The organism is Puia sp. (assembly GCF_036500295.1).
Taxonomy (GTDB): Bacteria; Bacteroidota; Bacteroidia; order Chitinophagales; family Chitinophagaceae; genus Puia.
In genome coordinates this window covers 11560-32944 of sequence record NZ_DASYCH010000003.1, presented here as the reverse complement: position 1 = coordinate 32944, position 21385 = coordinate 11560, and the positions used below count along the sequence as shown (strand labels likewise).

Annotated in this window: 20 protein-coding genes and 1 tRNA gene; 7 read left to right on the top strand and 14 right to left on the bottom strand. The window is 49.7% G+C overall.

Going from position 1 to position 21385, the window contains the following annotated elements:
• Positions 1 to 168 precede the first annotated feature (168 nt).
• Entirely contained in the window at positions 169 to 387 is a 219-nt protein-coding gene (locus VGM48_RS00940) for a hypothetical protein (RefSeq protein ID WP_331575667.1), read from the top strand.
• Between the two features lie 49 nt (positions 388 to 436).
• Here VGM48_RS00940 and VGM48_RS00935 read toward each other — a convergent pair whose 3' ends face one another.
• The 8 genes from VGM48_RS00935 to VGM48_RS00905 form a co-directional block, all read right to left on the bottom strand.
• Positions 437 to 2266 (bottom strand): PAS domain S-box protein, encoded by a 1830-nt coding sequence (locus VGM48_RS00935; RefSeq protein WP_331575665.1) that lies wholly within the window; start codon positions 2264 to 2266, stop codon positions 437 to 439.
• Positions 2267 to 2936: 670 nt separating this feature from the next.
• On the bottom strand, positions 2937 to 4634 hold the full coding sequence (locus VGM48_RS00930; protein WP_331575663.1) for a sensor histidine kinase: 1698 nt from the start codon (positions 4632 to 4634) through the stop codon (positions 2937 to 2939).
• A gap of 10 nt (positions 4635 to 4644) precedes the next feature.
• On the bottom strand, positions 4645 to 5766 hold the full coding sequence (locus VGM48_RS00925; protein ID WP_331575661.1) for a sensor protein KdpD: 1122 nt from the start codon (positions 5764 to 5766) through the stop codon (positions 4645 to 4647).
• Complete coding sequence (locus VGM48_RS00920; protein WP_331575659.1) at positions 5750 to 6316, bottom strand: K(+)-transporting ATPase subunit C; 567 nt, start codon at positions 6314 to 6316, stop codon at positions 5750 to 5752. The genes VGM48_RS00925 and VGM48_RS00920 overlap by 17 nt, the downstream gene beginning before the upstream one ends.
• A 19-nt stretch (positions 6317 to 6335) precedes the next feature.
• Positions 6336 to 8408, bottom strand: coding sequence for a potassium-transporting ATPase subunit KdpB (kdpB, locus tag VGM48_RS00915; protein ID WP_331575657.1), 2073 nt, complete (start codon positions 8406 to 8408; stop codon positions 6336 to 6338).
• A gap of 11 nt (positions 8409 to 8419) precedes the next feature.
• Positions 8420 to 10132, bottom strand: a complete 1713-nt coding sequence (kdpA, locus tag VGM48_RS00910) for a potassium-transporting ATPase subunit KdpA (protein ID WP_331575655.1) — start codon at positions 10130 to 10132, stop codon at positions 8420 to 8422.
• A gap of 18 nt (positions 10133 to 10150) precedes the next feature.
• Positions 10151 to 10228, bottom strand: a complete 78-nt coding sequence (gene kdpF / locus VGM48_RS25570) for a K(+)-transporting ATPase subunit F (protein ID WP_414711242.1) — start codon at positions 10226 to 10228, stop codon at positions 10151 to 10153.
• A gap of 323 nt (positions 10229 to 10551) precedes the next feature.
• Positions 10552 to 11907, bottom strand: a complete 1356-nt coding sequence (locus VGM48_RS00905; protein WP_331575653.1) for a sigma-54 dependent transcriptional regulator — start codon at positions 11905 to 11907, stop codon at positions 10552 to 10554.
• A gap of 120 nt (positions 11908 to 12027) precedes the next feature.
• On the opposite strand from VGM48_RS00905, the gene VGM48_RS00900 reads away from it, so the two are divergent.
• Positions 12028 to 12114 (top strand) — tRNA-Ser (locus VGM48_RS00900).
• Positions 12115 to 12233: 119 nt separating this feature from the next.
• Here VGM48_RS00900 and VGM48_RS00895 read toward each other — a convergent pair.
• Positions 12234 to 12662 carry a hypothetical protein gene (locus tag VGM48_RS00895; RefSeq protein WP_331575651.1) on the bottom strand — a complete coding sequence of 143 codons (429 nt, stop codon included), beginning with the start codon at positions 12660 to 12662 and terminating at the stop codon, positions 12234 to 12236.
• Between the two features lie 246 nt (positions 12663 to 12908).
• Here VGM48_RS00895 and VGM48_RS00890 point away from each other — a divergent pair, with 246 nt between their 5' ends.
• Positions 12909 to 13982, top strand: a complete 1074-nt coding sequence (locus tag VGM48_RS00890; protein ID WP_331575649.1) for a ketoacyl-ACP synthase III — start codon at positions 12909 to 12911, stop codon at positions 13980 to 13982.
• A gap of 55 nt (positions 13983 to 14037) precedes the next feature.
• Here the strand turns inward: VGM48_RS00890 and VGM48_RS00885 are convergent, their stop codons facing one another.
• Both VGM48_RS00885 and VGM48_RS00880 read right to left on the bottom strand, forming a co-directional pair.
• A complete protein-coding gene (locus VGM48_RS00885) occupies positions 14038 to 14286 on the bottom strand; it encodes a hypothetical protein (protein WP_331575647.1) in 249 nt (82 codons plus the stop codon).
• A 271-nt stretch (positions 14287 to 14557) separates the two neighbouring features.
• Positions 14558 to 15013: a transposase gene (locus tag VGM48_RS00880; RefSeq protein WP_331575645.1), complete on the bottom strand. Its 456-nt coding sequence runs from the start codon at positions 15011 to 15013 to the stop codon at positions 14558 to 14560.
• A 231-nt stretch (positions 15014 to 15244) separates the two neighbouring features.
• Here VGM48_RS00880 and VGM48_RS00875 point away from each other — a divergent pair, with 231 nt between their 5' ends.
• The 4 genes from VGM48_RS00875 to VGM48_RS00860 all read left to right on the top strand — a co-directional run bounded on the left by VGM48_RS00875 (position 15245) and on the right by VGM48_RS00860 (position 18518).
• A complete protein-coding gene (locus VGM48_RS00875; protein WP_331575643.1) occupies positions 15245 to 15784 on the top strand; it encodes an AraC family transcriptional regulator in 540 nt (179 codons plus the stop codon).
• A gap of 287 nt (positions 15785 to 16071) precedes the next feature.
• Positions 16072 to 16425, top strand: coding sequence for a hypothetical protein (locus tag VGM48_RS00870; protein WP_331575641.1), 354 nt, complete (start codon positions 16072 to 16074; stop codon positions 16423 to 16425).
• A 49-nt stretch (positions 16426 to 16474) separates the two neighbouring features.
• Complete coding sequence (locus tag VGM48_RS00865) at positions 16475 to 16957, top strand: hypothetical protein (RefSeq protein WP_331575639.1); 483 nt, start codon at positions 16475 to 16477, stop codon at positions 16955 to 16957.
• Between the two features lie 553 nt (positions 16958 to 17510).
• On the top strand, positions 17511 to 18518 hold the full coding sequence (locus tag VGM48_RS00860; protein WP_331575637.1) for a hypothetical protein: 1008 nt from the start codon (positions 17511 to 17513) through the stop codon (positions 18516 to 18518).
• 44 nt (positions 18519 to 18562) lie between these two features.
• On the opposite strand, the gene VGM48_RS00855 is transcribed toward VGM48_RS00860, so the two are convergent.
• The 3 genes from VGM48_RS00855 to VGM48_RS00845 all read right to left on the bottom strand — a co-directional run bounded on the left by VGM48_RS00855 (position 18563) and on the right by VGM48_RS00845 (position 21259).
• A complete protein-coding gene (locus VGM48_RS00855; protein ID WP_331575635.1) occupies positions 18563 to 19384 on the bottom strand; it encodes an isocitrate lyase/phosphoenolpyruvate mutase family protein in 822 nt (273 codons plus the stop codon).
• Positions 19385 to 19449: 65 nt separating this feature from the next.
• Complete coding sequence (locus VGM48_RS00850) at positions 19450 to 20769, bottom strand: NAD(P)/FAD-dependent oxidoreductase (RefSeq protein ID WP_331575633.1); 1320 nt, start codon at positions 20767 to 20769, stop codon at positions 19450 to 19452.
• Positions 20753 to 21259 carry an Rrf2 family transcriptional regulator gene (locus VGM48_RS00845; protein ID WP_331575631.1) on the bottom strand — a complete coding sequence of 169 codons (507 nt, stop codon included), beginning with the start codon at positions 21257 to 21259 and terminating at the stop codon, positions 20753 to 20755. The genes VGM48_RS00850 and VGM48_RS00845 overlap by 17 nt, the downstream gene beginning before the upstream one ends.
• Positions 21260 to 21385: the final 126 nt, after the last annotated feature.

Below are 21385 nucleotides of genomic sequence, written 5' to 3'. Positions count from 1 at the left end.
ATTGAATCCGCATCTTTTTATCGTACCTTCGAAGAGATGATTTTCTTGCCTGCATGATTGCCCCGATCTCTAGCCTTCCCCTCTACCCATCTGTTTCCCTGTCGAAGATTAGCTTGCATAGGAAGTGTGTTATAAACCAATTTATCAACATCGTTAACACCTCACCAGATGAAGCCCAATGCCTCCACCGTTACGACTCCGCCCGCCAACTCATCGTTGTCCGCACTGCCGTCGGCCAAAATTGTCAGACATCCCCGCTCGAAGAAAGAACCGGAAAGCGCACACCTGTCGCCTCCCGATGAGGAAACTCTTCACCGCCTGAATGTACTGGCTAAACAATCCCCGTTCTGCAGAACGTATAAAGGCAGTAACAGCCCGTTGTTGTAACCTCCGCCATTTTTATCGCTTGCAACCGATTACTTCCCTTGCAAGATCACTATGTCTGCTCAGGCAACACCTTGGAGTTGAGAATGACTTCCAGCCGGCATCCTTTGCCCGGAGCGGAATCGATCTCCACCCGGCCATTGTATAATTCCGCCCTGCTCATAATATTGGAGATACCTACCCCGTCACGCCGCATCCGTGGATCAAATCCCTTTCCGTCATCAGCCACCATCAGCCGGATCTGCTCCTGCTCCTTATTGAGCTCGATCATGACCGTACTGGCCTGCGCATGCTTCAGGATATTGTTCAGCTGCTCCTGGATGATCCGGTAGACGTTGATCTTCTGCTCCGGCAAAAGGGCACCCTCATCGAGCCCGGAGGTCGCCAGCCGGATCTTCATCTTCTTCACCATCTGTATGCTCCGGATCAGCTCCTGGATCGACTGCACCAGCCCAAGATCATTAAGACTGGGAGTGATCAGCTCCTTCGAAAGCCGCCGGATCTCCTCGATGGCCATCGAAATATTATTCCGGCTCTTGACCAGCAGCTCGATCCGCGGCTCCCGCTCCTCGATCGCCACATCCAGATAAAGCTTGGAAGTAGCCAGGATCTGGTTGATATTGTCATGCAGCTCCTTTCCCAGTTCGAATCGCTCGCGCTCCTGCGCGCCAAGCACCACCTCGGTGATCTGCTGCTGCTTGAGCCGCTGTTGCAGGGCCAGCTCTTTTTCCAGTCGTACACGGTCGGTTACATCATTGATGATCACCTGCATACAAAGCTTACCAAAATAATCCACCGGGTGAGAGGTGATCTCCACGATCATAATGGCGCCCGACCGGACCCGATGATGCCACAGCCTGCGCTCTCCCACCGGCCCCACCAGGCCCTTGATGCTGCCGAGAAACAGGTCGGCCTCTCCCGGCAAATGCAGGTCCCGCACCGTCAGCCGGAAGAACTCACTCTTACTAAACCCATATTTCTCCAGGGCCGCATCATTTACCTCCACGATCCGCAAGGTATCCTGATCGAAGATCCAGGTGGGATAAGGATTCTTATAGAAGATCTGCCGGTATTTTTCCTCCGAAGCCAGAATGGTCTCCTCCGACCTCTTCCGCGGCGTAATATCCTGGATCGCCCCGATCATCCGGATCGGCCGGTTCTCCGCCGAATAAATGATATGCCCCCGGTCATGAACAAAAGCATATTCCCCATTGCTCTTCCTTAGCCGGTACTCATCTTCCCATTTGCTGTAAACCCCCTCCCGGATCGTGGTCCATAGCTTCTTCACCACCCGCTCCTTATCCTCCGGATGGATAATGCTTTCCCAAAATTCTCCCGGAGGATAGGCATCCACAAAATCATACCCAAACAACTGCCTGTACGTGTCTCCGACCATAAAGACGGTATTCTTGGCGATATCCCAGTCCCAGATGGCATCATTGGTTGCCTTGACGACCGTATTGAACCGCTCATTACTCTCCCGCAGATTCTCCAGCGTTCGCTTTCGCTCCATACTGTATTGTATGGCCTTTGCCAACAGGTTTTCCGTCAGCTCCCCCTTCACCAAATAGTCCTGCGCACCTTCCTTGATGGCCTCCAGCGCCACATTGGTGTCCGACATCCCGGTCAGAATGATCACAGGGATCTTCTGCACCACCGGCTTGAGATAAATGAAGGAATGGATACCAAAGCTGTCCGGCAACGTGAGGTCTAGTAAAACTACGTCGATGTCCTTCCCCGAGAGCATCGAATAGGCCTCCCGGATGCGGTCGGTTGAATATAATTGATGGATGATAAGACCGGACGATCTTATCATATGTTCCAGTAAAAACAGGTCACTGGGATTATCCTCGACAGTCAGGATCGATAGACCATTTTTCATCGTTTTTCCCTGTTTGTAAGCACGATCATCAACAAAAAATCCCCGCCATGCCGGCGGAGCCCGGCACAAAAAATCCCCGCTAACGCGGGGATGCACTAATCAAATACCATAACCATTAAACCTTATCCTATTAGGAAATAAATGTACTTCTTTTTCCATTCACACACAAAAATCTTCTGTGGTCATTTTTAAATCACTATGAAAAATTCTACATGAAAACCCCTATTTTCAATGTAGTTAGAAACATGAAGATAAGTCAAAATTTAACGAATTGATAAAGGGTTCATTTTCAACCCATTTTACCCAGTCGCCCCAGACCCGTCAACGCATTCCCACCGCAGGGATCTTCTCCAAAATAACCTACCCCGGTAATCCCGGGGTAAAGGTTGTGGTTTTTCAGACATGCTGAATCAGGGCAAGCGTAAGAAAGGCATGCAAATAAGTTGAAGCAGCCTCAGTGAACAACGCAAAATGAAAGAATTTTAATCAGAGACCTGCGTGGAAATTCCAGGGGATATAGTGTGGTCCACAAAGATAAAAAGGCATCGTATTTTCCGCAATTAATATAAAGGTTATCTTGTATACGTAAGAGTAAATACTTATTAAAAATATAGGACAATCGCTAACCTGTCTTCTCTAACGCTCTAGCATTCAACGATAAGTATTTTTCTTATACCATAGTAAAGGTAAACCCGAACCGGCTGCCCTCCCCAAGCTGGCTATGCACCCAGATCGTTCCGCCCTGGGCCTCGATAAACTCCTTGGAAATGGAAAGTCCCAGACCCGTTCCATTGCGGTCATGCGTACCCGGCACCTTGAAATAACGTTCGAAAATACGTGGGAGATATTTCTCATCGATGCCCCGACCCTGGTCCTTTACCACAAACTCTACCGTATTCTTCTTTCGGCAAGCCACCACTTCGATCGCCGAATCCTCCGGCGAATACTTGATGGCGTTGGTGAGGAAGTTGATCAGCACCCACGAGGTTTTTTCCACATCCGCCTGTATCCGCGGCAGGTTGTCTGTCAACGAGGTGTTGATGCGGATATGCTTTTGCTGCGCCTGGAAGAGAACAGCCTGGATGGCCTGGCCGACGATATCGGCAGGACTCGCCGGCTGTAGCTTCAGCTGGATCTGGCCCGTCTCCACCTGCGACAGGTTGAGCAGTTCGCCCGTGATCTTCAGCAAACGGTCGCTGTCATCCGTGATGCTGCGGATCAGTTCCTGCTGCTCGTTATTCAACGCTCCGACGCGGAGATCGCTCAGCAGCCTGGCGCTCATCTTGATGGAAGAGATCGGCGTCTTCAACTCATGTGACACCGTGGCGATGAAATTCGTTTTCGCCTCGTTCAGCTCATGAAAGAGCGTGATATTCCGCAGCACGATCACCTGGCCGATCACCGCCGCATTGTTGGTTACGTTCAGCACGTCCTTGCTGAAATAGCTTTCCTTGCCGTCGGCATAGATCTTCAGTTCCTTCTTCTCCGATTCCTCCTGAAGCAGGGTACGCATAAGATCGTTCGAAAGGGCCACATCAGGTGCATATTGCCCGGCGATACCGGCCTCTTTCAACCCCAGCAGTTTCTCGGCAACGGCATTCAGAAAGAGGATATTCCGCTTTTCATCAAGGCCGATGATCCCATCCCGCATCTGGTTGATGATCGTCTCGATCCGGCTCTTCTCGAATTTTATCTGCGCAAGATTGCTGCTTTCATACTCGTCCAGCTTTTGAGCCATGGTATTGAAGGCTTCAGCCAGTTCCCCAAACTCATCCCCTTGCCGCAGATAGATCCGTTTCTTATAGTTCTTGGCGGCGATGGCGCGGATGCCTTCGGCCAGACTGCTGATCGGATCGGAGATGATCCCCGGCAGGTTAAAGATAAAGGTAAAAGCCACCAGGGTGAGGATCGTGAACAGCACCGTCAGGACCTCCTTGGCTCCCGAGGCCGTCTTTTGCGCAACATCGTTCTTACGCAGGATCGCCATCTCATTCACCTCCTGGATCTTGATAATGCTTTTGCGGATATCGGTATAGTTGCTGGAGTCCGTCGGGTCAGCCAGCATTTCATTAAAGTTGGTCGTCAGCTCCTCCGTCGCCTCCCTCTCCCCTACCTCGGTGATATTCGCCTGCTGCCTCCTCAGACTCTCCTGGAAGCTGGCAAGCGCATTCTTATCGGTGCGCAGGTCCTCCAGCGCCTGCAACATCTTGTTGCAGTACATCAGCGACTCGTGGTTATTCTTCAGCACGAGCCGGCCCTCATCGCTCAGGCGATTGATATAGAACAATCCCAATACGCCGAACAGGACGATCACGATAAAGAGAAAGATCAGTCCCAGGGATAATTTCGTTTTTAGTCTGACGCTCATAGCCCTAAAATTAGGAAAGGATGACCACATCGATGTCCGAGGCGGCCAGCTTATTCAGCAATTGATTGAATACCGCGGTGCTCATGATCACATTGTACAGACTCAGATGGGGCTTTCCGATACAGATCGTCGTTATGGAATGCGTCTCGGCTGTCTCCATGATGCCCTTGGCGATATTGCTCTGCTTTAGCCGGATCACTTCCGCCCCCAGTTCGGTTGCCAGCTTGAAATTATTGATCAGGTGACGCTGCGCGGCCAGCCCGATCTTATCCCCATCCTCTTTTGGCGTCTGTACATACAGGAGATACCATCGGGATTGATAATAGCTGGCCAGCCTCGCCGTCTTGCGGATCACCTTCCGGGCGATCTCATGATTGCTGCTGATACAGGCAAGAAACCGCTCACACTGGTAGCCGGACCCCCGGGGTAGTTCCGATTCGATCTTCCGCTCCACCTGGCTGGCCACCTCTTTTAACGCCAGTTCCCGCAGCTGCAGGATCTTTTCAGGCTGAAAGAAGTTCTTCAGGGCGACGGCGATCTTGTCGTTCGTATAGATCTTGCCTTCCTTGAGCCGGGTGATCAGTTCATCAGCCGTCAGATCGATGTTCACCACCTCATCGGCCTCCTTCAGGACGCTGTCCGGGATACGTTCGGCCACCTCGATCCCCGAGATATTTCGGATCTCCTCATTAAGACTTTCGATGTGCTGGATATTGACGGCACTGATCACATTGATACCGGCATCCAGGATATCCATTACATCCTGCCATCGCTTTTCGTTCTTGCTGCCTTCGATGTTGGTGTGCGCCAGTTCGTCGATGACCACCACCTCCGGGTGCACATTCAGCACAGCCTGCATATCCAGCTCGTCCAGCTCTTTACCCTTGTAAAACAGCTTCCGCCGCGGGAACACCGGGAGTCCCTCCAGCTGTCCCTCCGTTTCAAGCCTCCCATGTGTCTCGATATAGCCGATCTGCACGTTCACACCGTTGCGCAGCAGGGTCTGAGCCTCCTGCAGCATCCGGTACGTCTTCCCCACTCCGGCACTCATGCCGATGTAGATCTTGAACTTACCCCGCCGTGACTGGCGGATCAGCTCCAGGAAATGCTGAACGTTATCGTCTCTGTCCATCCAACGCGACATTTAATTTCAAGACATTGATCTTTGCCGGCCCGAACATTCCGACCAACGGCTTTTCCGTATAACGGCTCACCAGTGCATTTAGTTCTTCCGGCGCCATATGCCTGGCAGCCGCCACCCGGGGGATCTGTATCCTGATCCCCGCCGGGGACAGATCGGGATCCAGCCCGCTGCCGGAATACGTCACCAGCTCGGCCGGGATATCTTCTTTTCTCACCCCGGGGTTATGCGCCAGGAAACTATCGATATGCGCCTGTACGTCTTTCAGATAATCCGGGTTGGAAGGTCCTTTGTTGCTGCCGCCGCTGCCTGCCGCATTATATCCGACCGCAGAGGGGCGCCCCCAAAAATAACCATCTGCGGTGAATCGCTGGCCGATATTCGCATATCCGACCACCTTGCCATCCTTTGTGATCGTTTCCCCTTTTCCGCTGCCGGGGGTCAGCCGGCCGACGCCGGCGACCAGCAGCGGGTAGATCACAGAACAAAGGATAATAAACACAAGGGTAAGTTTCAATGCCGGTAAAATATACTTTTTCATTTTTTTCAAGATTTTTTGCTCAATGCATGAACAATGCCAGTACCAGGTCGATCGCCTTGATCCCAATGAAGGGGATGATAATCCCCCCGATGCCATAGATCAGCAGGTTACGCCGCAGCAGCGCACTCGCCCCGATCGGTTTGTACGCCACCCCGCGCAATGCCAGCGGGATGAGGATCGGGATGATGATCGCGTTAAAGATCACCGCGCTCAGGATCGCGCTTTCAGGACTTTGCAGATGCATGATGTTCAGCGCCTGTAAAGCAGGTATGGAAGTGATGAACAAAGCCGGAACGATCGCAAAGTATTTTGCCACGTCATTGGCGATAGAGAACGTAGTAAGTGTTCCTCTTGTCATCAGCAGTTGTTTGCCGATCTCGACGATCTCGATCAGCTTGGTGGGGTCATTGTCCAGGTCCACCATATTCCCCGCTTCACGGGCTGCCTGGGTGCCGCTGTTCATGGCTACCCCGACGTCGGCCTGCGCCAGTGCAGGTGCATCATTGGTGCCATCCCCCATCATCGCCACCAGTTTCCCACCCTGCTGTTCCTTCCGGATATAGTTCATCTTGTCTTCGGGCTTGGCTTCGGCGATAAAATCATCGACCCCGGCCTTCTCGGCAATATACTTTGCCGTCAGTGGGTTGTCGCCGGTGACCATCACCGTTTTAACACCCATCTTCCGCAACCGGGCAAACCGTTCCTGGATGCCGGGCTTGATGATGTCCTGCAGTTCGATAACCCCCAGTGCCTCGCCATTGCGGCTGACGGCCAGCGGGGTCCCACCATTGGAAGCGATCTCCTTTATCTTATTCTCCGTATCGATAGGAAAGATATTGCCGTTCCGCATGACAAGCGCGCGGATGGCATCGAACGCGCCTTTACGGATGCGAACGGGCCCACCGGCAGATGCGGCGCTCCCCGCATTATCCGGCAGGTCTACACCGCTGCTCCGGGTCTCCGCCGTAAACGCAACAAACCGGGCGTCTTTTACGGCTAACGAATGCGGGCTTATCCCGGCCAGCTCGAGGATCGACTTTCCTTCAGGTGTCTCGTCGGCCATCGATGCCAGCACGCACGCTTCTATGAACTGCTTTTCGTCAACGCCCTGGGCCGGCCAGAAATGAGTGGCCTTGCGGTTACCGATGGTGATAGTGCCGGTCTTATCGAGTAATAGGGTGTCCAGGTCACCGGCCGTCTCGACGGCCTTGCCGCTCTTGGTGATGACATTCGCCTGCAGGGCCCGGTCCATCCCCGCGATGCCGATGGCGCTGAGTAATCCGCCGATCGTTGTCGGGATCAGACAGACGAACAGCGAGACAAAGGCTGCGATGGTGATCGGCGTGTGGGCATAGTCGGCAAAAGGCGCAAGCGTCACGCAGACGATCAGAAAGATAAGGGTAAAGCTCGCGAGCAGGATCGTCAGGGCGATCTCGTTGGGCGTCTTCTGCCGCGAGGCGCCTTCCACCAGCGCGATCATCTTGTCGAGAAAACTTTCTCCGGGATCGGTGGTCACGCGTACCTTGATCTTGTCACTAAGCACCTTGGTGCCGCCGGTAACGCTCGATTTGTCGCCGCCTGCTTCCCGGATGACCGGCGCGCTTTCACCGGTGATAGCGCTTTCGTCGATGGTAGCCAGCCCTTCGATGATCTCCCCGTCCATAGGGATGGTATCACCGGCCTCGGCGATGAAAACATCTCCCTTTCTCAGTTGCGAGGAGGGAACCACTTTCACCTCACCGACATAGATGTCTCCGACGGCGAACACTTTTTTTGCCGGGGTATCCGTCCGCGTTTTACGCAGGCTGTTGGCCTGTGCCTTACCCCGGGCCTCGGCGATGGCCTCCGCAAAATTGGCGAACACCACGGTGATGAACAACACGATAAAGATGGCGAGGTTGTAAGCAAGGCTGCCCTGGGATTTCTCTCCCGAGGCGATCCAGACGCAGACAAACGCCATAACGATCGTGACTATATAGACAGTGAACATGACGGGATTGCGGAACATCGCTGCGGGACTCAGCTTCACAAAGGACTGCTTCAGCGCCGATGTGACGATCTCCCGGGGGAATAGCGATTTATTTTGTTTCATATTTAATGATTTTAGAGGCTGAAGTATTCTGCTATCGGTCCGAGTGCCAGCGGCGGAAAGTAGGACAGCGCGGTTAGGATGATGATCACGACGAAGGTCATGGCCCCGAACGTGAGAGAGTCTACTTTCAGCGTCCCGGATGACTCGGGGATGTACTTCTTCTGGGCCAGCAGACCGGCGATGGCGACTGGACCGATGATCGGCAGGAAGCGGCCCAGCAGCATGATAAGCCCGCCGGTGACGTTCCAGAAGACGTTATTATCCGCGAGTCCTTCGAAGCCACTGCCGTTGTTGGCATTGGTCGAAGTGTATTGATAGAGCATCTCCGAGAAACCGTGGTAGCCGGGGTTGTTCAACCAGCCCGAAGGCTTCACCGCCCAGCCGATGTCAGGGTGATGGACAAAGTAATAGCAGGCCAGTGCTGTACCGCCTTTGATCAGGAACGCCGAGAGCAGGGTCACCAGCGCGGCAATCTTTACCTCCCTCGCTTCCACTTTATGACCCATGAATTCCGGCGTCCTGCCTACCATCAGGCCCGCGATGAAGACCGCGATGATGATATAGATGTAGTAGTTGAGGATCCCGACGCCACATCCGCCATAGAATGCGTTCACCATCATCGCCAGCAGCTGCATCAGTCCCGACAGCGGCATAAAGCTGTCGTGCATCGCGTTTACCGAACCGGTGGAGATCACCGTCGTCAGGATACTCCAGTAGGCCGAGGCAGCAGGGCCAAATCGCACCTCTTTGCCTTCCATCGCTCCCGTAGGCTGGGCGATTCCCATCCTGGCAAGGGCCGGGTTGCCGTGGATCTCCGAGACCATCGTCGGGATCAGCAGGATCAGCATTCCGATCGTCATGATCGCAAAAGTGACATAAGCGAATTTCTTTTTATTGATATAGAACCCAAGCGCGAAGAGCATGGCCACGGGGATCAGCGTCTGGGCCACCATTTCCAGAATATTCGTGAAATAGTCGGGGTTCTCCAGCGGATGCGTCGAGTTGGCGCCAAACCAGCCGCCGCCATTGGTGCCGAGGTGTTTGATGGCGATCATCCCGGCTGCGGGTCCGCGTGATACCTGGACCGTGTCGCCCTGAAGGGTCGTGATCGTATCCTTTCCGTCAAAGCTCGTGGGCGTCCCATGGAACGCCAGCAGGATCGCGATGATCAACCCGATCGGCAGCAGCACGCGGGTCAGCGTTTTGGTGAAGAGGGCCCAAAAATTGCCGAGGTTCTGCGTCGTCTTCTCTTTCAGCCCGTTGAAGAGGGCCATCAGACAGGCGATGCCCGTGGCGGCGCTTACAAACTGGAGGAAGGTGATGACAAACAGCTGGGTAAGGTAGGTGCCCCCTGATTCTCCGGAATAATCCTGCAGGTTACAGTTGACCACAAAGCTGATGGCCGTGTTAAAGCTCAGGTCGGGGCTCATGCTGGGGTTTCCGTCCGGGTTCAGCGGGAGTCTGCCTTGAAACAGGAAGAGAAAGAAGGCATACACAAACCACAGGGCGTTGATGGTCAGCATGGCTTTTAGGAATTCCTTCCAGTTCATCTTCTTGGTGGGATCGATGCCGCAGAAGCGGTAGATCGCCCTCTCGACGGGGTTCAGGAAGTCGAGCGGCGTTCGCTCGCCTTTAAAGACCCTGGCAATGTATCTTCCCAGGGGAAAGGCCAGAAGGACGGAAAGAACGAAAGTAAGGATCACTCCGAATAGCTCAGTATTCATAGTGTTGAGTTTTGAAGGTTAAAATTTCTCCGGTTTCAGGAGGACATAGAGGAGGTAGATAAATACCCCGATCGAAAGAGCAAATAGAAGCGTCATCATAGCTTTAGATTTTTTCAAAAAAGTCAATGGATCGGAAGAAGACGAAAAAGCAGGCCATTGCGGCCAGGAATAGAATTACGGTGAGCATATTCTCATATTTGTCGCGTAGAGGCCAAAAGGGGTGCCTGATGTTCCCGCCCGCGCGCACTATCGCGCTAAAGCCGGATTGGCAGCGCATTACAGGGTTTCAACCCTTCCGCCGCCGCCCCCCGCCTCCCCATCGTGCCCTTTCATTTCGATAAGCAGAATTACCATTTTGGAAAAGTCCCCCGGCTCCCTGGCCGAGGAATGCATGCTCTTGGGCGCCCACCAGGCGGGCCTTAGCCCTCCGTGCTGAGCCTGTATTCTTCTATCTTGCGGTAAAGCGTGGTCAGACCGATATTGAGGAGTCTTGCGGCTTCGGTCTTATTGCCGCGGGTGTGGTTTAAAACGTGCTGGATATGTAGCTTTTCGACGCCGGCCAGGTCGAAGGAGGAGGTTGCGGCGGGACCCCGGACGCCCGCGGCCTGCATGTCGGCGGGGAGATCGCCGAGGTTCAGCTGTGGTCCGTCGGAGAGGATGACGGCCCGTTCGATGACATTGCGCAATTCGCGGATATTCCCTTTCCAGTCGCGTTGCTGCAGCCGGTCGAGAAATTCTTTGCTCATGCTGTCGATGCGTTTATTGCCCTTGCCGGAAAAGAAGCGGAGATAGAATTCAGCGAGTAGCGGGATATCTTTTTTCCGGTCGCGCAGCGCGGGCAGTGAGATGGTGAATACGTTGAGGCGGTAGAAAAGGTCATCGCGAAAGCGGCCATCGGTGACGTCGTTTTGAAGATCACGGTTGGTTGCGGCGATGATGCGGACATTGACGCGGGTGCTTCGGGTGTCGCCGACCTTGATGAATTCGCTGGTCTCCAGCACCCGCAGCAGCTTGGCCTGGAGATCGATATGCATTTCCCCGATCTCGTCGAGGAAGAGGGTGCCAAGGTTGGCTTCCTCGATAAGACCTTTTTTGTCACGGGTAGCGCTGGTAAAGGATCCCGCCTTATGTCCAAAGAGCTCGCTCTCCAGCAGTTCCTTGCCGAAGGCGCTACAATTCAGCGCGATAAACGGCTTGGTGGCGCGTTTGCTCCCATAGTGGATGGACTGTGCAAAGACCTCTTTCCCCGTTCCCGTCTCCCCGAGCAGGAGCACGGTTGCCTCCGTGGGCGCCACTTTCCGGGCCAGTGCGATGGCATCGGCTATCAGCGGCGAATGTCCCAGGATGGCGTCGAAGGTGTAGCGTTTACCCACCTGTTGCTCCAGTTGGCTCACCCTTTTCTGAAGCTGCACTTTTTCCAGCGCCCGGGCGAGCAAGGGGATGATCTTGTCGTTGTCGTCGCCTTTCGTGATGTAGTCGAAGGCCCCGTTTTTCATGGCCGTGACCCCATCGGCGATATTGCCGTAAGCCGTGAGCAGGATCGTCTCCACCGACGAGTGCCGGGCTTTCACCTCCCGGACAAAATCGACGCCGTTGCCATCCGGCAGTTTCACGTCGCAGAGCACCACATCGATATCCTCCTTGTCAAGGAACCGGTTGCCGGCCTTTATCGTCTCCGCTTCCAGTACGGTCATTCCTTCGAGCCGGATGATCCTGGCCAGCAGCGTGCGCAATTTCTCTTCGTCGTCGATGATCAGAACAATACCTGTTGACATTTCCAAAGGATTGAAGGGGCAAAACTATCGGTTTTCCACCAAACCCTCATAATTGCAAAAAATTCGCCCAAATCCATTATTTTTGCACCCCGGCCGACATCCCTCATTGTCAGTCCCTTCGGAGAGGTGGCAGAGCGGTCGATTGTGGCGGTCTCGAAAACCGTTGTGCGGGCAACCGTACCGGGGGTTCGAATCCCTCCCTCTCCGCAAATGATTCAATGGCCCCGGCTTTGCCGGGGCATTTTTTATTTCGGGGAGCGGGGCGAGCTCGCTCGCCAAAGCGGACCGGAATAAAAAATGGCGGCACGATAGTGCCGGCCATTGAATCATTTGACGCCCTCCCCCAGGGGATCGGCGAAGCCAATCCCTCCCCCAGGGGATCGGCGAAGCCAATCCCTCCCCCAGGGGATCGGCGAAGCCAATCCCTCCCTCTCCGCCTTACGGCACAAGTCAAAATTCACTTTGCTCGTGCCGTTTTTATTTTGCTCCAATTCGTTCTCAATCAGGTAGATTTGGCGGGCTGCTTCGTTGATTTTCGTAGTTCGATAATAGTCACCGTTAAAAGTGAGGTTTTCAGGAAATATTGAACCGACTATTTCGCGCTTCTCCTTATTCGTCCCATTTTCACAGAGTTCATCCAAACGAATGAGGTTGCCCAGATATTCAGCATTTTTATCGGCAACGACTGCCAGGTCGCAAATCAACTTTTCAAAACCTTGCAAAGGTCGACCGACCATCTCGATCACCAAGAGCATATTTAAGATAATTATTTTCAAGGAGCTTGAATAAACGATGGTGTGCCCTGTTCAAACCTAAATTTCCCCTCGCCATGTTGTACTTTTCAAGCAGATTGTTCCTATCCATTTGGAATTCTATTTCGGCACAAGCATAAAATCTAAAGGGATTTTTTTGAGAATTAAAAATCACCTTATAATTTTGCATGATATTATCTTTAGAATTGACTGAAAGCAAATCTGCTATAAAACATATTTCTTTTTGTTATGGAGCCAATCCGATCCGTCATTGTCGCAACAGGGAGTTACCTACCCGAGAATAAGATTTCCAACAGTGAATTTAGCAGTCACGTTTTTTTGGAGAAAAATGGTTTGCCTTTTTCCGGTAGCAATGACCGGATTATTGACAAATTCCATGAGATAACAGGAATACAAGAAAGACGCTATGCGCGACCAGAGCAAAAAGCTTCGGACCTTGCCTGTTTAGCCGCACAAGATGCGCTACAAAGCGGCGGTATAGATCCGGAAACTTTGGACTATATTATAGTTGCTCATAATTTTGGAGACGTAACTTTCGGCAGCAACCGTACTGATTTGGTCCCCTCCCTGGCCTCCAGGGTAAAATTTCTTCTTCAGATTAAAAATCCGTCCTGCGTAGCTTATGACCTGGTGTTTGGATGCCCCGGTTGGGTTCAGGGACTTATTCAGGCAGACTACTATATCCGATCAGGAGATGCCTGGCGATGTTTAGTTATTGGTACAGAAACGCTTTCAAGAGTAATCGATGACCATGACCGCGATTCGATGATATACGCGGATGGAGCAGGGGCCGTTATTGTGGAAGCTTCCCAAAATTCAACCTCAGGCATCATTACACACCTTACCCAAACATTCGCAGGTGAACATGCGCGATTGCTAAAAATGGATAAATCGTACAATCCTGAAAAGAAGGACGGTGATATCTTTATCAAAATGAATGGCCGCAGTCTGTATGAGTTTGCCTTGCACTATGTGCCCCAGGTGATCAAACAAACATTGGACAAAGGGAAGGTGAATCTCGTTGATATCAGCAAAATACTAATCCATCAGGCAAATCAAAAAATGGACCACGCTATTTTAAAACGGCTCTTTAAATTGTATAACCTCGACAACTATCCAACAGACATAATGCCTATGTCCATTGGCTTGCTTGGGAATAGCTCCGTAGCAACTATCCCTACCTTAATGGACCTTATACAAAAAGGCAAAATGAAGGATCATCAACTTCTAACAGGCGATAAAATAGTTCTTGCGTCTGTCGGAGCCGGTATGAGTATAAATGCGATGTTATACCAATTTTGATAATCTTCACTTCTTGCTTTATCATGATACCACTAAGTGGCGCGACCATAAAAAATCAATTGAGAAGACTATCTATAGCGATTGATTCCAAATACGGGCTCAAAAGATCGAGACTTTCAAACATCCTGTATTCTTCGATTGTCTTATCCTCCGGATTACAAAATGCTTCAACGTAATAATTTTCCAATTGGAACAAAAATACCAGGCTATCTGAATCGCTTCTCTTGGCAACAAGCACCCCCTGGTGAAGAACCGTAGTTTTTTTCTCCTTTTCGTTCAATAAGATAAAATCAGATAGTCTCATAGCTAGATTTTAAACAGTTAACGTTTTAAAATATTTACTAATACCTAACTCTGAACAGATAACTTTTGACGATACTTAAAGATGGGCAATCTAATAACTAACTATACTTTTGACTTTTGCTACGGGTGGAGGAAAAACAATAAAATGCCATCGCCGCAGACGTAATACGATATGAAGATAAAAATAAAGTTGAGAATCCAAACATTTTTTTAACAAACTACTGTAGCCTTCGCTGATAATGAACCCTTATCGCTTTTAGCACAGGCTGGGACTAGACTTTTGTTTCATTCTTCCTTGACAAAGACCGAGTGTTTTTCCTATGCTGGGTAGCGTGCATCTGCTCCTGTTCAATCGTCTTTGGAAAGGAAGATCCCGCCGGAAGGCATTCTCTGGCCATTCCTGGCGTTTTCCCTTTTAGCGCCGAGTGTGGCCGATAATTGTTGTAATGGTCCTGCCATTCGATCTGTTCAGGGCGACCGCGGTCGTTCACAATAGACTTTAGTACCTCTACCACCTTCTCGCCGGGGATCGAATAGTCGCACCAGGCAGCCAGGCTCCCCCACTCTTTAAGATGTGCGGCATCCATCCCGGCAGATTTCTTATGCCAATTATACAAGGTTGCCTTACTAATGCCAAACTCTCGGCACAGTTCCGTCGGATCCGGGCCTCCGTCATACTGCTTTAAAATGGAGACAATTTGGGCCTCAGTCGATATTTGTTTTTTCATATGACTGCTTAAAATTAGCTCTTTCGGGTCTAATCCCAACCTGTCCTCCCACTAAAACGTTTATTTGATTTACTGCTCCAACTAGCTTATCTTCACTTAGACCGTAGTCACCGCACCGTTCGACGAGAATATCTTCCCTAATAAGCCATTTGTCTCCTACTTACACTACTGGCAACCTTTTCCTCCTGGGGTGCAAATCAAAACTCAAATTTGAGAATATACATTAAATACATGATTAGCCTTCGTTGCAAAATGATGGTGGAAGAGGAATTGAAGAAGTTGGGAATCGCTTATGCAACGATCGAACTTGGCATGGTAGAACTAATGGATGATATTCCTGACAGCCTCCGTCAGGCATTGAAGACAAGTCTGCTCCGATCGGGTCTCGAAGTCATGGATGATCGAAAAAGTATATTGATCGAAAGGATAAAGATGGTGATCATAGAAATGATCCATTATGCTGATGATGCGCCAATCCTCAATTTTTCGGACTATATAAGCGAGAAATTGAATTATGACTACACCTACTTGTCGAATATATTTTCGGAGGTGCAGGGAATAACCATACAACAGTACATTATCCTGCATAAGATCGAAAAGGTAAAAGAATTATTACTTTACGATGAACTCACCCTGACGGAAATTGCCTACAAATTGCATTATAGTAGTGTCGCTCATCTATCGAACCAGTTCAAGAAGATCACAGGACTTGCGCCTTCCTATTTTAAATCCGTGAAACAAAAGCGAACAAACAATTTGGAAAACGTATAAACAAGTGATATGTGTAACATTCTTACATAAACATGTAAGACCGGTATGGTCCGGGGCTCTTACCTTTGTTCCGGTTTGAAAAAGCAATCATTTCTACATTTCCCTAAAACAATCAGTATGAGAATAAAAACGCTTTATCCCGCTATCAGTTCGATCTTAGTATTCACAGCTATCGCCATCGTAGCAGGTGCATTTGGCACAAAGCCACTCGTGGTAACAGTTGGCCCGGCAGGACGGTAACCTACTGACGTATTTTGATGTCCGAAAAAGAATGAAATAAGTCATCTATGGATAGGCACAGCGATCCCGCAGCAATGGAAACATCGAAGGTATTTATCATCTTGAACACAGTTGAATATATGCCAAAGGTTCTAAGCAATAAAATCATCTTCAAAAGATCCACAGGGAGTGTGACGGTTTCCTCCCTGGGCGCCGGCGAAGTAGTGGCTGAAAAATGCTCCCCATTCGATACATTCATCCAAATCATAGACGGAATGGCGCAATTGACTATTAACCGGACACTGTACAAGCTGGATCTTGGAGAAGGTATCATCATTCCGGCACATGCCAAACATGACTTTAATGCCAGTGTGCCGTTCAAAATGATCACTACCATTATCAAAAGCGGTTACGAAGACTAGTCGTCAAAAAATCATCCTTCTTACAAATTATTTTTTTAAAACGTTTATTATGAAAAAGATTTTATTAATTATTCCGATAGGATTTCTTGCTTGTACAAGTGTTTTCGGTCAGCGGCAGCACGTTAATACCGACTCATTGAGTCTTATCTCCCAGATAAGTGCCAATCAGTTAAAGCTCGCCAAGTTGGAAAACACCGTGAATCAGGTTACAAGGGAAAAGCAGGATGCTACTACGACGGCTCAAATGTCTGCCAACAGCAGCAGCGCCGCCGCTTCCAATCTCACCAACGCCCCTGCCGATAAGAAATTGTCTCAGGACGCATCGAATCAAGCCGGTGATGCCCGGAGTGACGCAAAAAAGCAAAGGCAGAAGTCGGCGAAACTGGACAAGCTTAATAAGGATATAAATGATCTGAAAGCCATCATCTCCGACGAGCAAACCAAGCTAAATTCTTATACCGGTGTGAATACGCCGATGCCGGGCACAGTTCAGGCTAACGTAGCTCCAACAGACACGACACGACGCCCATAGCGAATGGTATGGCATAAACTGGCCATCATATCTTTTTTGGCCCGTTGCATCTTCAGATGTACCGGCTTATTGATAATTATCGTTTCACCCAAATAGCAAAGTAGGCACCCTTTGACGTTCTTTTAAACGGCAAGAAAGCTATCTTTGTGGCACACGCTTTACTAACGCCGCCTCGATCCTTCTCCATTGAGACCGGCAAACAAATGGCGGGCATTTGACCTACGGGAATTTGCCTATGGCAACGCTGTTGCCGTATAATTTTACCGGTCTCCCGCTGCTGAAGTACAGCGTTCTTCTTTTCAAGTCTGCCATGATCTCTACATTTTATTGTTTGGAAAAATTGTTTCAACTGCGCTCGGGCGGTGTTTGACTATGGCCATGGGGTAGCCACAATAAAAAAATCGACCCAAGCACTTGGTAATCAAATTGATATGCTTGCAAGTCGCTTTAAATCAAAAAGGAAATTGTTCGAGAATTGTATCGTAAAGCCCTCAAGATGTTATCTTTGAGTACTCGCAGCGAAGCTCCTCTTAACCTATTAAAAATATAAACGATGATGTTTAATGTGGAAGTCAAAGATACAGGCGCAATTCTAACGGACCTGTTAACAACAATACGCAATTTTCAAGGCGGAGAAAGCGTGTACGTAAGTCGTTTACAGGTCGACGATCGGTTAACTCCCACTACAACCGGTTTATCGTTAAGTTCATTGGGTATCATGGAATCACAACTGCCTGAAACATTAAACATTTTGGGGCTCTGTAGCCTGACACTAAGCGCCCCCCATGACCTTGAGGCACTCTCAAGACTTAGTCTCACCCTCCCTGCCGGGCAAACTGAAGAACACGCACTGGCCTTTTTTAATAACGAGGCTGTCATCGAAGACCTCCGGTCTCTATTCCGCGATTGCCATACTGTTGCGTTTGACGACTGGGCGACCCTGCACGGCGCCTCTGCTTTGTGGGACGGTTTGCTTACCAATGTCATCAAGCCCCTTGGTAAAAATGATCTGGAATTCATTTTTTACCTCGGCAACCCCGAGAGAAAACACACCTTTGAAGTGGACGAGGCCCTTGATATCATCAGCGATTTTTCAAAGCATGGAAAAGTCACGCTTGCGTTGGATGAGAACGAAGCGGTTAAATTATGGATGGTGCTAAATGGTGTCAACGACAATACACCTATCACAAAACAGTCCCTCGCAGACCGGAAAAGAAACTATTTCTCCATGTTCAGAACCCTGAACCTGGCCCATCTCCTGATATGGTCAGCGAATGATGTAATATTTTTCTCCAACGAGCAGCAATTTATGCTTTCGAGAAAGCAAGGCGATCTTACCATAGAAACGGCTCCTAAGGCCAGGCAAAACTTTATTGCCGGCTATAGCCTCGGTCTGCTAATGCATCTCGACGTTGCACATTGTATCTTGATGGGCCTTGTTGTATATGACTCATTCGGCGAGTTGAATAAGGATCCTGAACAAAAAGACCTTTCCAGATATATTCAGCAATGGATCGAAGACCTGCAAAATACAGAATCCATCCATCTGTATCAAGACTGAAACAAAAGCTCAAAGGAAGTTGGCTCGCCGGTCCCTTTTTTCAATTAGATCAACTTACCCAAATATTCAAACGATACCGGCTCCTGTGCAAAAAGCTCGCCCGAGTCATACTTCAGCAGACCCTCCACCGTATTCTTCATCTTCGTGATAGCCTGCATGATCAAACCCGGCCCAATACTGACCCTGGCGACACCCAACTCTTCCAATTTCCTTAAATCCCGTATGCCCCCGAAAAGGACTACATTCAAAGGGATCTCAACTGCTTCAACAAGCCTGGCAATATCCGGATAATTGCCGATCAGGATCGGATAAAAACAGTCGGCACCTGCCGAACGATAGGCCTTGGCACGTTCGATAACCCGATCAAGCGTATCACTTTGTGTAGGTTGAAAAAAAAGATCGGTGCGTGCATTGATCACGACCGGCACACCATACTGGATACCCGCCTCTCTGATGGCTTCAATCTTTGCACATTGTTCCGCAACCGGCGTCATCTCTTTGCCATGATCAATGCCATCCTCGATGTTCAGTCCGATAGCGCCGGCCTCCAGCAGTTTTTTGATGTTATCCTTTAGCTCAGCCAGGTTTTCGGAAAACCCTCTTTCCAGATCGACGGAGACCGGCAGATCAACAGAACCAGTGATGCTGCTCACGATAGATGTTACCTGATCGAAAGGAATATGCTGCCCATCCCGATAGCCGTTCGCTAATGCCATTCCGGCACTTGCCGTAGCCAGCGAAGGAAAACCCGCCATCGACACCAGTTTCGCCGACAATTTATCCCATACATTAGGCAACACCAACAATTTATCGGCACTGTGTTGCCGAAGGAAGATCTCCGCTTTTTCTCTTTGTTTTAATGACATAGATATTTTTATAAAAATGACTAAATGCTCCAACAATCCCGTATAACCGGCTTCCGCCAAACGGTTCACTTCCTATCCTTCGACCTAAAGATCATTCTCAATGCCTGGTCCCTCGTCAGATACGCGACAAGCCAGCCATACAACGTCTTTATTTTATTATCATAATTTACAAGTGAGATCAAATGGATGAACAACCAACTGAACAGCGCCAGAAAACCCTTCAGATGCAGTCGATGCTTGAGCAGATCTGCAACTGCATGGTGCCTCCCTACGATTGCCATATCTCCCCGGTCAAAATATTTAAAAGGTTTTAGCGGCTTGTTTTTTGCCATCGCCAGCAAATTTTTAGCAAGCGAACGTCCTTGCTGGATCGCCGGCTGGGCTATTTGAGGATGCCCTTTCGGGTAAGCCGGATCGGTCTCCTGAATGCTGATATCGCCGATCGCGTAAACATTCCGCAGGCCGATCACCTGGTTATACACATTGGTGATCATCCGTCCCCCCGCGCCAAGGCTCGTTTCCGGGATGCCTTCAAATCGATGGGCCGTAATCCCTGCAGCCCAGATCAATGTTTTGGCCTCGATGATCTCGTCATTCGAAAATTTCACCTGCCCATCATTATAACTAACGACACGGGTATTTAATTTAACAGTTATGCCGAGCGTCTTCATTACCTCATAGGTTTCCTTATGGGTCTTTTCACTCATCGCAGGAAGTAAATAGGGCATCCCATCCGCGATATAGATCTTCCCTCCGGCCCCCTTTAATTCGGGGTAATCCTTTTCCATGATAAAATTTTTCATCTCTGCCAGCATACCAGCCACTTCAACGCCCGTCGGCCCACCGCCGGCGACAACAATTGTCAGCAGTCGTTGACGCTCAGTTGGGTCCTTTTCAATAGCGGCTTTTTCCATGGTCTTGATCAACTCGTTACGCATGTAAAGCGCATCATCAATTCCCTTCAATGGAGTGGCATTTTTTTCAACACTCTCATTACCAAAGAAGTTTGTTTTCGAACCGGCAGCAAATACAAGATGATCGTAGGTTATTTCACCATCGTTCAGATAAAGCGTCTGGGTTTCCGGGTTAACCTTCAGGAGTTCTGCCATCCGGAATTGGATCCCTTTATTCCTGAATAATTTCCGGAACGGATAACTGATACTCGAAGGATCCAGGAAACTCGTGGCCACCTGGTATAGCAATGGCGTGAAATAATTATAATTATTCTTATCCACCAGGGTTACCTGGTAATATTTGTTCCCGAACATTTGCTTCGCAAAGTTCAGGCCGGCAAAACCGCCGCCTACGATGACGATTTTTTTTCTGCCGTCTATGTTGGGTGCTTTTTCCATTTGGCTTAAATTTAGATTAAACCCTAAATACATTTGTATTAAACCAACCCAGGATATTGGCCTGCAATTTCGGTGAGACTTTATTGTTGATCGTATCGTACAACCATTTAACGTTCTTCCCCCTTAAGGTTTCCCTGATCTTATTTTCTGCCTCGATCATCACTTGATGGATCGTACAAACATCCCCCCTTTTCCAGGGCAGATTGGCCTGATCCAGGATCACGCATTTGTCCCTTATCCCCTTACATTCAAAAAAGGAAAGCTCACCCTCTACCGCCAGCACAACATCTAAAAACGTGATCTCATCCGCTGCCCGGGCCAGCGCGTAGCCGCCCTTAACACCGATGTTCGACCTTACTATTTTGCCCTTCTTTAATTTTGTAAACACCTTAGCCAGGTAGCTCTCCGATATATTCTGGAATTTCGCCAGATCGCGAATAGTTATCGTGCTCCCTTTCGGAGTGCCTACAAGATACACTAAGGAGTGTAAGGCATATTCTACGTTTTTTCCTAACGTTGGCATCCATTACTGAATTTAAACTAACCTGAAAATTTCATTGTCCTTAATTTATTTCGCTAAATTACGACAAAATCTATCGCAATTATCTATAATAAGCTACAAAAAAGGATCGGCGTAGCCGATCCTTCA

What these genes read in the sequence shown, in the direction of transcription:
- VGM48_RS00940 (WP_331575667.1), top strand. Translation starts at nt 169, where the DNA reads ATGAAGCCCAATGCCTCCACCGTTACGACTCCGCCCGCCAACTCATCG.
- VGM48_RS00935 (WP_331575665.1), bottom strand. Translation starts at nt 2,266, where the DNA reads ATGAAAAATGGTCTATCGATCCTGACTGTCGAGGATAATCCCAGTGAC.
- VGM48_RS00930 (WP_331575663.1), bottom strand. Translation starts at nt 4,634, where the DNA reads ATGAGCGTCAGACTAAAAACGAAATTATCCCTGGGACTGATCTTTCTC.
- VGM48_RS00925 (WP_331575661.1), bottom strand. Translation starts at nt 5,766, where the DNA reads ATGGACAGAGACGATAACGTTCAGCATTTCCTGGAGCTGATCCGCCAG.
- VGM48_RS00920 (WP_331575659.1), bottom strand. Translation starts at nt 6,316, where the DNA reads ATGAAAAAGTATATTTTACCGGCATTGAAACTTACCCTTGTGTTTATT.
- kdpB (WP_331575657.1), bottom strand. Translation starts at nt 8,408, where the DNA reads ATGAAACAAAATAAATCGCTATTCCCCCGGGAGATCGTCACATCGGCG.
- kdpA (WP_331575655.1), bottom strand. Translation starts at nt 10,132, where the DNA reads ATGAATACTGAGCTATTCGGAGTGATCCTTACTTTCGTTCTTTCCGTC.
- kdpF (WP_414711242.1), bottom strand. Translation starts at nt 10,228, where the DNA reads ATGACGCTTCTATTTGCTCTTTCGATCGGGGTATTTATCTACCTCCTC.
- VGM48_RS00905 (WP_331575653.1), bottom strand. Translation starts at nt 11,907, where the DNA reads ATGTCAACAGGTATTGTTCTGATCATCGACGACGAAGAGAAATTGCGC.
- VGM48_RS00895 (WP_331575651.1), bottom strand. Translation starts at nt 12,662, where the DNA reads ATGCTCTTGGTGATCGAGATGGTCGGTCGACCTTTGCAAGGTTTTGAA.
- VGM48_RS00890 (WP_331575649.1), top strand. Translation starts at nt 12,909, where the DNA reads ATGGAGCCAATCCGATCCGTCATTGTCGCAACAGGGAGTTACCTACCC.
- VGM48_RS00885 (WP_331575647.1), bottom strand. Translation starts at nt 14,286, where the DNA reads ATGAGACTATCTGATTTTATCTTATTGAACGAAAAGGAGAAAAAAACT.
- VGM48_RS00880 (WP_331575645.1), bottom strand. Translation starts at nt 15,013, where the DNA reads ATGAAAAAACAAATATCGACTGAGGCCCAAATTGTCTCCATTTTAAAG.
- VGM48_RS00875 (WP_331575643.1), top strand. Translation starts at nt 15,245, where the DNA reads ATGATTAGCCTTCGTTGCAAAATGATGGTGGAAGAGGAATTGAAGAAG.
- VGM48_RS00870 (WP_331575641.1), top strand. Translation starts at nt 16,072, where the DNA reads ATGGATAGGCACAGCGATCCCGCAGCAATGGAAACATCGAAGGTATTT.
- VGM48_RS00865 (WP_331575639.1), top strand. Translation starts at nt 16,475, where the DNA reads ATGAAAAAGATTTTATTAATTATTCCGATAGGATTTCTTGCTTGTACA.
- VGM48_RS00860 (WP_331575637.1), top strand. Translation starts at nt 17,511, where the DNA reads ATGATGTTTAATGTGGAAGTCAAAGATACAGGCGCAATTCTAACGGAC.
- VGM48_RS00855 (WP_331575635.1), bottom strand. Translation starts at nt 19,384, where the DNA reads ATGTCATTAAAACAAAGAGAAAAAGCGGAGATCTTCCTTCGGCAACAC.
- VGM48_RS00850 (WP_331575633.1), bottom strand. Translation starts at nt 20,769, where the DNA reads ATGTATTTAGGGTTTAATCTAAATTTAAGCCAAATGGAAAAAGCACCC.
- VGM48_RS00845 (WP_331575631.1), bottom strand. Translation starts at nt 21,259, where the DNA reads ATGCCAACGTTAGGAAAAAACGTAGAATATGCCTTACACTCCTTAGTG.